Source organism: Ignavibacteria bacterium (assembly GCA_016707005.1).
Lineage (GTDB): Bacteria > Bacteroidota > Ignavibacteria > Kapaibacteriales > Kapaibacteriaceae > UBA10438.
In genome coordinates this window covers 1260817-1272575 of record JADJIQ010000005.1, presented here as the reverse complement: position 1 = coordinate 1272575, position 11759 = coordinate 1260817, and the positions used below count along the sequence as shown (strand labels likewise).

The 11759-nt window shown below is 53.1% G+C and carries 9 protein-coding genes; 1 reads left to right on the top strand and 8 read right to left on the bottom strand.

What is annotated here, in order from left to right; translation table 11 throughout:
• Positions 1-7 precede the first annotated feature (7 nt).
• From IPI29_13770 to groES, 7 genes are all read right to left on the bottom strand, one after another.
• A complete protein-coding gene (locus tag IPI29_13770; protein ID MBK7413617.1) occupies positions 8-502 on the bottom strand; it encodes a glutathione peroxidase in 495 nt (164 codons plus the stop codon).
• Positions 503-561: 59 nt separating this feature from the next.
• The gene (locus IPI29_13765; GenBank protein MBK7413616.1) at positions 562-1128 is read right to left on the bottom strand and encodes a class I SAM-dependent methyltransferase; all 567 of its coding nucleotides are present in this window, start codon (positions 1126-1128) and stop codon (positions 562-564) included.
• The gene (locus IPI29_13760) at positions 1125-2120 is read right to left on the bottom strand and encodes an FAD-binding oxidoreductase (protein MBK7413615.1); all 996 of its coding nucleotides are present in this window, start codon (positions 2118-2120) and stop codon (positions 1125-1127) included. Before IPI29_13760 ends, IPI29_13765 begins: the two co-directional genes overlap by 4 nt.
• Positions 2117-2845 carry a tRNA threonylcarbamoyladenosine dehydratase gene (locus IPI29_13755; GenBank protein ID MBK7413614.1) on the bottom strand — a complete coding sequence of 243 codons (729 nt, stop codon included), beginning with the start codon at positions 2843-2845 and terminating at the stop codon, positions 2117-2119. Before IPI29_13755 ends, IPI29_13760 begins: the two co-directional genes overlap by 4 nt.
• On the bottom strand, positions 2842-3498 hold the full coding sequence (locus tag IPI29_13750; protein MBK7413613.1) for a TatD family hydrolase: 657 nt from the start codon (positions 3496-3498) through the stop codon (positions 2842-2844). The genes IPI29_13755 and IPI29_13750 overlap by 4 nt, the downstream gene beginning before the upstream one ends.
• Positions 3499-3687: 189 nt before the next feature.
• Positions 3688-5319: a chaperonin GroEL gene (gene groL, locus IPI29_13745; GenBank protein MBK7413612.1), complete on the bottom strand. Its 1632-nt coding sequence runs from the start codon at positions 5317-5319 to the stop codon at positions 3688-3690.
• Positions 5320-5376: 57 nt separating this feature from the next.
• Positions 5377-5664, bottom strand: a complete 288-nt coding sequence (gene groES / locus IPI29_13740; protein MBK7413611.1) for a co-chaperone GroES — start codon at positions 5662-5664, stop codon at positions 5377-5379.
• Between the two features lie 196 nt (positions 5665-5860).
• Here groES and IPI29_13735 point away from each other — a divergent pair, with 196 nt between their 5' ends.
• A complete protein-coding gene (locus IPI29_13735) occupies positions 5861-10183 on the top strand; it encodes a S8 family serine peptidase (GenBank protein ID MBK7413610.1) in 4323 nt (1440 codons plus the stop codon).
• Here the strand turns inward: IPI29_13735 and IPI29_13730 are convergent.
• The gene (locus tag IPI29_13730) at positions 10173-11741 is read right to left on the bottom strand and encodes a hypothetical protein (GenBank protein ID MBK7413609.1); all 1569 of its coding nucleotides are present in this window, start codon (positions 11739-11741) and stop codon (positions 10173-10175) included. The genes IPI29_13735 and IPI29_13730 overlap by 11 nt on opposite strands.
• Positions 11742-11759 lie beyond the last annotated feature (18 nt).

Sequence of the window (11759 nt, the reverse complement as noted above, 5' to 3'; positions counted from 1 at the left end):
TGAATTCTCAGTGAGATAGGGCAGATTCGATAGCACTGATCAGCTCTGGGGCCATCGGTTCCATCTTCGTAGCGAACCTGCCAATGAGCTTGCCGTCCTTGCCTACAAGGAATCTCTCAAAGTTCCAGCTGACCTCGCCAACGAGAGAGGCATCACCGTCGCCACTCGTGAGCCATTGGTAAAGGGGCGCCTTTTCATCGCCCTTCACTACGATCTTCGAGAACATCGGGAACGTGACGTCATACTTGGTAGAGCAGAACGACTTGATCTCCTCTTCCGTGCCGGGCTCCTGTTCGCCGAAGTCATTGGACGGGATCCCGAGGATGACGAGCCCCTTGTCCGAATAGGTGCGATAGAGCTTCTCAAGCGAGGTGTATTGCTTTGTGTATCCACAGAACGACGCAACGTTCACGATGAGCACTACCTTGCCCTTATATGCCGAGAGATCCGTTGGAGTGCCATCGATATCCTTGAGCGAGAATTCGTGCAGGGTTGTATTCATAGTGAGGAGGAGAATGATCGTTGAAAGAAGCGTGTTCAGCATGAGGTGCTTTCGTCGGTTTATGTTCGTGCCACAACAACGAATACCACCGGAGGATTCCCGGCCTGATTGAGAAACGTTGTTTCTGTGCACGTGTTCGCGTGCTGAGGGAGGGCTGCGAGGAGTCCGCGCACCACGTCGAGTTCTCGTTCGCCCTCGGCATGACGATAACACACGATGGTGATCACGCCATCCGGTGCGAGCATGGCGCGAGCTTGCTCGATCGCCTTGCGCGTAGTGTCGGCATGGGTGGTGATATCCTTGTCTCCACCCGGGAGGTATCCAAGATTGAAGGTAACAGCACGCACCTTGCCATGGTGTTCCGGATCGACGTGGGTGGACATTTCCTCGTGACCAGACAGGATGAGGCGGACATCTGCGGCTACGCCAGAGATGCGAGTTTTTGTGACGTCCAAGGCAATTGGCTGGATGTCGAACCCATACACCGTCCCCCCTTCACCGGCAAGTACAGCCATCAGGGCCGTGTCCCACCCATTTCCCATGGTGGCATCGATCACAACGGAGCCCGGACGGATCACATCACGCAGGATCCGGTGTACATACGTCACAGCATTTTCATACATCATGATTTCCACCAACGATTGATATCGATCTCTGGGTCAAGGGGCTCCCCTAGAACGAGATGCCTGGCAAGTTGTTGTGCAGCCCATGGACCTTGCAAAGCCCCTTTTGTTCCGAGACCTGTGAATACGGCTTGTTTTTGATCTAGTGGATGACGTCCGGCGAACGGACGTTTGAACTTTGTGGACGGACGGATCGCAGCTCTCTGTCCCAACACGATGATCTCATTGCGGATGAGCCGCTGAGCATCGGCAAGGAGTTTGTCCCTTCCGGCGCCGGTTGGATGAGGCTCATGATCATCCCAATCGTGCGTGGCGCCGATACGAAACACAGAGCCCCCTACCGGAAGGATCCATGTACCGTTTGTGAGGATATGATCCAGTTCGAGTCCGGGAATCGAGACATCCAAGATCTCACCTTTCGACGGCTCGATCGGAAGCCACGACCACAAAGGGTGATGAAGAGTTCGGTAGCCAGTGCACGTAATCGTGATATCAGGACTATGCGTCGTTGCTGCATCGTTAATGTGTTTGGAAAAGCTCCCCTCGACATGACGAATGAGCGTGGGAATGTCCACCGTTGCAACATCGCCGTGTTGGAAGCCGCCATAGGGATAGTTGATGCCGTCATGAATACCGGGTTCGATGTCGGTCACCACGATTGGATCGTACTCATTCCGTTCTTGACGTTCATGGAACCATGTTCGCATGATCTCTTCCTTAAACACTCGTTTGAGCGTCCAATCCCGCCACAGGGATACGCTGAACGTCTTCTCCATTTCTGCATAGGTTGTTCGGGCGATCTGCGTAAGCTCATTCCCGCGCCAGGTTGGTTTGAGCCTTCGCCCGGTTATCGGAGTGATCATTCCTGCAGCCACGTGCGAGGAAGACTCGGGATCATTGGTGTTGACCGATGTGACTTCAACGCCGAGTTTCTTTAGCTCCCAGGCTAGGAGTGACCCGGCCAATCCGGTACCAACGATATGGGCATGGTTCATGGGAACTTGCCGGAGAGATCTCGGATGACCACGCTCGCACAGGCACCACCGAATGCGGCGGGAAGGTAGGAAACCGTACCGAATGCCGACTTCTTGAAGTTCAATCCGTCGGTGAACATCAGGGAATCTTCGTCGGTCTCTTCGAGTGAATACACGGCTGTGATCCCGTCACTAATACCGTGCCGCTTAAGACGCTTCCGAACAAAGCGCGCTAAACCACACTTCTGCGTCTCTGAGATATCGGCAACGCGGACCTTGGTAGGATCGATCTTGCCCCCTGCCCCCATGGAGCTCACGAGCTTCAGACCCTTAGCATGTGCACGATGAAGAAGCGTGATCTTTGGCGTGAGCGAGTCAATGGCATCAACCACGTAGTCATACGAGGTGGACAGGATGCGATCGATCTTTGCCGGTGTGAGGAATTCTCTAAGCGGTATGAGCCGTAGATCAGGATTGATCAAGCGGAGTCGGTCTCGCATAACATCAACCTTATACTGGCCTTCGGTTGATGTAAGTGCAGGAAGTTGTCGGTTACGGTTGGAGGGGTCTACCACATCTCCATCTACGATCGTCATGCGTCCCACACCGGCGCGTGCGATGAATTCAGCTGCATATGACCCAACGCCGCCCATACCCACAACGAGTACGTGCATGTTGGCCAGGTTGTCAACGGCTTCGTCGCCAAGGAGGAGTCGTGTGCGGGATGACCATCCCGCATCCGTCATTGCTTGAAGACGGCTTCGAAAGTCTGATGCAGGGTCGCGCATAGGTCCTCAAGGGGCACACCGCGCATCGCGGCCACGGCAGAATAGACATCTTCGATCTTCACATCATCATCGTCTGTCTCGAGCAGAAACTTGTCGGCCGGGCATAGACGCACCGCTTCAACAAGTGACGCGGACTCATTCAACACTGCTGCGCCGAAGGACAGGATCATTCCGGCATCAAGGCATTGTCTGGCAAGGTCTGCCCCCTTCACAAATCCATGCAGGACCCATTGTTGTGTTGGATCGATGAACTTGTTGATGCGAAGAAGCTCGTCGTGAGCTTTCACACAATGGATGATAAGGGGCTTTGATACCCGCTCAGCCAGGTCTCCGATGTATTCGAATGAATCCACTTGATGGATCCACGGCGAATCACACGCTCTATCGAGTCCACACTCGCCGATACCGAGGACTAATTCTTCTGAAGCAAGTTCTTCGATGAGGTCTACGGCATCCCGCCAATCGTCACGGGCATCCCATGGATGCAGACCAACTGTGCAGATACCATCCGTTTCAAAGACCTCGGTAGAGGCCGTAATACGAATATTGACCAGGGTGGTCACGTCCTTGTTGGCGGACCGGCTGTGCGAGTGGGCGTCGACGTACAACATTGTTGCTGCAAAGATGCAGAAACCACGCTATTCCAAAAAAAGAAAGCCCGATGTTCTGGCGAACACCGGGCCCATTTTACTTCTCGACTACGCTCGGGATGACGTGAGATTGACATTTCCCTCGACTACGCTCGGGATGACGTCATAATGTCATAACGTCATAATGTCATTTCGTCACTACGTCATTTCTTAATACATGTCCATTCCGCCGCCACCGTGCTGGTGTCCGGCTGGTTCCTTCTTTTCCGGACGCTCAACGATCGTGGCTTCGGTGGTGATGAGGAGGGATGCTACCGAAGCGGCATTTTCGAGAGCCACGCGGGACACCTTTGTAGGGTCGATCACGCCGGCTTCGAAGAGATCCTCATACGTTTCCGAATAGGCATTGAAACCGAACGATCCGGTGCCTTCCTTGATCTTGGCAACGATGACCGAACCTTCGAGGCCGGCATTGCTGAGGATCTGACGGATCGGCTCTTCCACGGCGCGACGGATGATGGCGATACCTGTGAGTTGATCACGGTTTTCGGTCACCAATCCGTCAAGCTTGCCGAGGCAGCGCAGATATGCCACACCGCCACCAGGGACGATACCTTCTTCGACGGCTGCTCGCGTTGCATGGAGTGCATCTTCAACACGGGCCTTCTTCTCCTTCATCTCAACTTCCGTTGCTGCACCGATCTTGAGAACGGCAACACCACCGGAGAGCTTTGCGAGACGCTCTTGAAGTTTTTCGCGATCATAATCACTTGTTGTCTTTTCGATCTGTGACTTGATCTCGTTGATACGCTTCTTGATATCATCCGAGCTACCGGCGCCTTCAACAAGTGTTGTATTGTCCTTGTCGATCGCAACACGCTTGGCTGTACCGAGTTGTTGAAGAGTTGTGCTCTCGAGCTTATAGCCCTTTTCTTCGGAGACAACCGTACCGCCCGTAAGAACAGCGATGTCTTCGAGCATTGCCTTGCGACGATCCCCGAAGCCCGGAGCCTTGACGGCAGCGATCTTCAGCGTGCCGCGAAGACGGTTTACGACGAGTGTTGCAAGTGCTTCACCTTCGATGTCTTCGGAGATCACGAGGAGTGCGCGACCCGACTGAGCGGTCTTTTCCAGGATCGGAAGAAGGTCCTTAATGGCACCGATCTTCTTGTCGTGGATGAGGATGTATGGATTCTCAAGAACACATTCCATCGTGTCTGCGTCCGTTACGAAGTACGGCGAGAGATATCCGCGGTCGAACTGCATACCTTCAACAACATCCATCGATGTTTCGGTACCCTTTGCTTCCTCTACCGTGATAACACCGTCTTTGCCGACCTTCTCCATTGCATCGGCGATAAGGTTACCGATCGTTGAATCGTTGTTTGCAGAGATCGTACCGACCTGAGCGATCTCCTTCTTGCCCGGAACCGGACGAGAGAGTTCGCGAAGTCCTTCGTGGATGGCCTTCACAGCCATGTCGATTCCGCGCTTGAGATCCATAGGATTGGCACCGGCAGTGACATTCTTCAGACCTTCTGCTACGATCGCTTGTGCCAGGACCGTGGCTGTTGTGGTGCCGTCACCCGCGATATCACTCGTCTTCGAAGCTACTTCGCGAACCATCGATGCACCGAGGTTCTCGATCGGATCTTCGAGTTCGATCTCCTTAGCCACCGTAACACCGTCCTTGGTGATCGTTGGGGCGCCGAACTTCTTGTCGATCACCACATTGCGACCCTTTGGTCCGAGTGTGACCTTCACTGCGTCTGCGAGTTGATCCACGCCGCGCTTAAGCGCTGCACGGGCATCAACATCGAACGTTATGATCTTGCTTGCCATAGTTGTTCTGTCCTGATTGGGTTTCGAAATGATTATTGAGTTGGAAGGGGGCTCGTCTTACTTGATGACAGCGAAGATGTCTGCTTCGCGCATGATGAGGAAGTCATCGCCTTCTACGCTGATCTCTGTGCCGGCGTATTTGCCGTAAAGCACCTTGTCGCCAACCTTCACCTGAAGCGGCGTAACCTTACCATCATCCGTTTGCTTGCCTGTTCCAACGGCAACGATCACACCTTGCATCGGCTTTTCTTTGGCCGTATCAGGGATGATGATTCCGCCCTTGGTCACCTCTTCGGCTTCCGCAGCCTTTACAAGCACTCTGTCGTGCAATGGCGTAAGATTCATAGTTCCTCCATCGAGATAAGAATTGTGAGACTCTGTTGAGGTGCTCATGACGAACACGTTGGCACTCTTCGTGTATAAGTGCTAACAGTCTTAGGGACGCGAAAATATGTCATAGTCAATGATTTAATAGCATTTAGTAGAAATACGTAAGTATATTCCCCATGTCAGTCTGATCCTGAACTGTGGATAACGCACTATGCTAAAGTATTTCTTAGTAGTTACGGCGAGCCTGAGTCTGATCTCAGTTGTGTACGCTCAGCGAGGAACTGACCTAGTTCAGATCGTTTCGAGGCCAGATCACCCTCTGGTATTCAGAGGAGAGGTCTTTATTGAGCGGACGAAGAACACTCCGGCGGAGCGTCAGATCCGCTCTAACTGGTATGCACGGGGGCGATTCATATTGGAAACGGAACCGGCGCTGATGGACTCCACAGCTTATAGTGTCTTCATCTGCAGTGAGAATCTGCATGAGACTAAGGGAATCAACCAGAGTGTCCTCGGACGGATCAAAGAGGCCATTCGCCCCTTTTCCAAAGCAAAGATCTCAAAGGCACTTCATCGAGTCCATCCGCGTGAGCATACTCAGCAGTTTGTGGTCACATTTGCGGATGTAGAGCAAGTAGTAGCCATTGAAGAGGCACTGAGAGCCGCCAATGTGGGTTCCGCGTACTTCGATGATGACTGGACAGCCGTTACGGGTGTCCCGAATGACGGAGTCTTTGATCCGCGTCTTTCAACAGCCTATCTCTACTCGACAGGAATTGATGATCAGTACTACCATCATGCACACAACTCGCGAACACGAGCTTGGGGATGGTTCAGCATCAAGGCTCCGATAGCATGGGATATCAGCCGCGGTACGTCGGGTGTGGTGATCGGCATCACAGACAACTTCAATACATGCAAACCATCACCTGTTACAACAGATCTTGAAGAACGGCGAACTGTTAATGGGACGGGAAACGTTCGCCGAATTGTCTCGACAACCACGAGTGCCTATACAAATCTGCCCGTGAACACTGGTAATGGCGTTGACAAGAGTACGTATCCGATTAAGACCGGCCATGGATACTCGGTTCTTGGTACGATCCTGAGCAGAACCAACAACGACCCGCATAACGCTCCGGGTCAAGGTCCAGAGGGATCTGCAGCCGGCACATGTCCGGAATGTACCGGAGTGCTGTTCCCGTTGAACCCACCATCGGAAGCCTTCCTGGGCGACCCATGCTCAACACCGTCTCCAAATGCGATCGACGGAACAAAGGATGTATCGCTGACATACGACCTCGATATGTTCGATGATTTCGACCTAGACTTCACAAATGATACGAATGGTCGGATGAAGCGGTTAGACATCCTCAATTGCAGCTATGTTGGTGGCAATGGCATTCTGCATCGGCGTCTGCTTCGTAACGGCGTGGCGATCGTGGCTGCAGCCGGTAACGATTGGGGTATAGCGCCATTCGATCCGGCGGCAACACTCGTGATGGATCAGCAGCCAGGGCGGGACACCAAGGTCCTTGCCGTTGGTTCTATCTCTGATGGTGAACTCTTCGGTTCGGATTGCCAACCCTGGGGTACTCCTCATATGATGCCTCCGATATGGAAGGGGTCTGAACAGTTCACAAAGGGTTTCGTCTATTCACCCGATGCCCTCAAATTCTCACTTGCCAATACGCAGATACGAGAGGGTGAAAAGCGAAACGCCTACATGGATGTGGTAGCACCAGGAGGCAATGTTTGGACCACCTTTGAAACAACAGGCTCAAATGCAGATCCACGCGGCTATGCGTTTCAAACCGGTACGTCGATCTCAACGGGAATCGTGAGCGGCATCGTAGGGCTCATGTTCTCAGTGAACGCCAATATGGGCGTAGCGATGGACACGATAACAGATCTGCCGGCTACCGGAGCAAATGGACTGGATGTTCAACGGAAGATGTATGACATCGTCACGTTCACAGCAGACAAGATCTCTGATCTCGACCCGACGTATGCATATGCAACGCAGACAAACGACACTCTCCGTCGCACCTGGTCACGCCGCATGGGGTTCGGGAAGATCAATGCCTACAGAGCTGTGACGCACTCCATCCCGTGCAAGGGCGACTATGAATACACAACCTCCGCATCACCGGAATTCTCAGCGGATGTTCGTAATGCGGACGGTATACGACTCATGCATTGGGGTGCTCGGATCAAGGATAGTATTGACTGGCCCCTTACAGACCTACGCGGTGGAACGGCCGGGAATGACGGCGTCGTAGAAGTCCTTCGATTCGGTGGCAGAAGTCTACCGGGACAGACTCATAACAACCACGGCGTTACCCGGATCACCTCAACAACCACGGACGTGATCATCTCGGTTCCGGATTCAGCTACGTTATGCATCGACGGGCTTCTCATGAGCGAGGGATCCACGAAGATCCACGAAGTACGAGCAACAAATGATCATTCAACTATCATGGCTGAAGGCCTTTTGCGGAATATCGATCTCATTGGTCGGCTACGTATCAGCGACCTCATTGTGGACGGTATGGATGCACAGCCAACACTGCGATTCACACACGATGGTGATATCTATGGCTACGTTCAACTGACGCAACGTGGCTCGATCGACGTGAACGATTCGGCTGGATCTTGTCGGCTTCGTCCCGGATCACATGTTCGGATGTCCGGCATCAAGAACATCACTGTACGAAATGGCAGCGAGCTCATCATCGACCACGCGTCTCGTATCACGAGAACTGGAGCACAGGAGATCGAAGTGAAGGACAACGCTTCCATGCGCGTACTCGCTGGTGCCAAGACACACATTGGTGCAAAGGTTCGCGTACGAGCTGGCTCGTCGTTCATTATCGAAGACTCCGCTGTTGTCTTCCTTCATGATCTTATCGTTGAGGCAGGCGGCACGTTCAAGGTGATGGAGGGGGCTCACGTAGCATTTGGTGATTCCGTCATTGATATCAACGGTCACTTCGATGTTGTTGGAGGAACCACGGCGAAGGAGCGTATCGTTCTCACAACAACTATCGCTGACAACTGCGTCTTTGATGCCCGCGATCACGCCTCATTGAATTCGCGAACACGAATTCGTATGGTCGGCAACACACCGAACTGGCGCCTGAGCAGCTTTGCTCTTCAATACGCAGACATGAAGAATGTATCCGTCAGTTTGTCAAACGTCTCATCGTTGCCGATCCGCTCATGCGCCTTCTCTGTACGTAGAGACCTGCCTTCGATCAACTCCGCTCCGCAATGGCTTGCAGATCCGTTCATGGTAAAGGCGTCAACTACAGTGGTACCTGCCGATGCTCCGGAGTCCTATCATTTCATAGCAATCCTCAACTCAAGCTTCATTGATAGTGCCGGATCGGTGCCCGTGGAATTCTATCAGGCCCCCTACGGAGAATCGATGAAGAGGTATCGCGCTTCCGCTATTCAGGCGCAAGGCATGATACGAACGGATGTAACGGGATGTACCTTCACACATCTGCACGAAGGAGTCACGGCCACTGGCGGAACATTCACAACGGTAAATAGCTCCACATTTACTGAGATGGATCATGGAGTGATCACTCGCGACGATCAACCGAGGATCTGTAGAAACACATTCCTCTCTGTTGAGTATCCTGTATCCGTCTTCAATGTTCAACGCGCGTATCACAACGACAATACCTTCGCCAACGCTCGAATCTGCTTCCGTATTGAGAACTCTGAAATGCAGGCATTCCGCAACAACGAGTTTTCGGACTATTGGAAGGGCATCGTTGTCAACACAGCAGTTGCTGCACTCACGTCACTTCGCCAATCCGAATCCCGGTACGAAATGGAGATGTATGGTCGAAACCGTTTTGATGTGCCGGATCCACAAGCATTCATGAACGCACCGTACACCCATCCCAATCCATTCATGCGTAGAGTCGATGCTGGTCTCTACAATGCAGATGTTGAGACGATGGCAGACCTAGCGGCCGATGCGGCCGGTGGACTCTTCCTCGTACGTTGTGGATTGAACAGATTCGGCACCTTCACCACGGCGCACGTTGCCTACATGGAACCGGAGCCCCTTACCATCGACTTTTCAAACAACAACTGCAGACCGTTCGCTGCTGTTCGTTCGAGGAACGTTGGAGCATTCGGTGCACCACTGAATGTTGATGCGCTCGCCGATGATATGTGCGGGCCGATGTTCGATGAGAACAACTGCTCAGACGAGGTGTGGCGCGATGGCCGTAATGAGATACCTGCAGGAGAGACCTTCAAGCGTAGGATCGACCAAGGGGGCACATCCACCGGACCTGAGGAGCAGACCTTCAACATCGCATTGTCACGTGCGATGTTCACCGATCTGGCGTCAACACTTCGGACTGTTCTTACAGACGTTCAGCCATCAGACGAGATCTTCGTTACGGGGCTTCTTGGTAACGAAACAAAGGTCACGGTTGGAACCTACTCTGTTGAGATCCGACGCAATGGGGCCGTGCATCAGCACCTTCTGCTCTTGGTCACGCCGTAGAACGAGCAAGGTCCTCGGCCATCATTCTATAGCCCAGCCATAACAGAAGTGAGGTTCTGTCACTATCAGAACCATCTTCCTCCGTTGTTTTGATCGCTAAACGCTCGATGGCGTTGGCGTCCCATACGTCTGCGAGCGTGTGCGGCGAAGATCGGACAAGATCGAGGATCACCGGACGGAGCATTGGATAGAAGACTCTCTCGATCGTTCCTGCGGTTGAAGCCGGATAGTTGGGTACGAACTTCGACCAGAGTGCTGTGAGAATTGGCCTGCCGGCACATATCCATGGTACGTCACACTTCTTTCCAACCATCGGAAGTGAACGAAGTGCAGGACGGTTCGATGAGATCATGTGTCTGAACCACCTCCCGTTGCTGCGGAAGTGTGATGGTTGGGCAAACACCGAACGCACAACGGATGCGTCGAGGAACGGCATCAGAGAATCAAGTCGCGCATCATACACTGCCTGAGGTGAAGCTGCGAAACCGCGGGTATACCAACGAACGAAAAACTCATCGATCCAATTCCGAGCATTGTCTCGCCGCAGATCGGGCATTTCATTCAACGCTGCATGCAGCGCGTCATGGATCAACGTGTCAGCATCACGCCGGATGTCTCCGCGCAAAAGCTCGAGATCGCGAACGCGCATCGCCGCAGCAACGTCAACCGCTCTCCTGTTGCTCAGTGCAGAAAAGCTACCTGCCAGAAGTCCGTTGCCAAAGCCCCCTCTCAACAACGCACCGTATGCACCATCCACGAGAACGGCATCCAGACCTAGACGTTCTTCTGCATTGTCAAACACCAGCGCGTGGATGCCGGGATAGGTACCTTCTGTTTGCCACGCGGTGTCTTTGATCGACGTGAGAATAGAATCGAGATCCAACTGTTCGGTATCGAGCTCACTTACTCGAGTCGGAACTCCGTCGAGCCGCCCCATATCACGAGCACGCCGCACATCCGGCATGTGAACAGTGCCATACGTATGCACACTGAATGCAACTCCGGCACCATGAAGTGCGGCCATCAGTGTTCGGCTATCGAACCCGCCGCTGAGGCCGAGGACAACATTGGAACGATCAGAACTTCGCAGGACATCAAACAATACCGAAGTTGGGTCTTCCGGCGGTGCTGTTGGAGTGTGCGTATCAAAGGAGATGGACTCCCCATCGAACCTCAATACCGTATTCGATGGCACACGATGGATCTGGTTGAACAGAGTTCCCTTGCTAACACTCGTGAACAGTGACCATTGACACGACAACGCCTCAAGGTTCACTGTGTCTGTACGTCGAGCAAGCAGATCGATCCTTGATGCGAACTCGATGCCCCCTTCGTCACTCAGAAGACGCCAGTATAGTCTGCGCTGTTCATGGTCATCAACCGACATTCGCAGCACACCATCGGTGAGCGATACGTGAAAGGTCTGTTTGTAGGGGGCTCTACCGCTCCACACGATCGCTGAATCACTGGTGTGGGTCGCCCCTTCCTTCGCACTCAATCGCTGAAGAAGGTCGGTGTCTGTTCTTCGGCCGGCACGATATCCGTGAACATCACTCATATGGAACGGCTTGTGTGA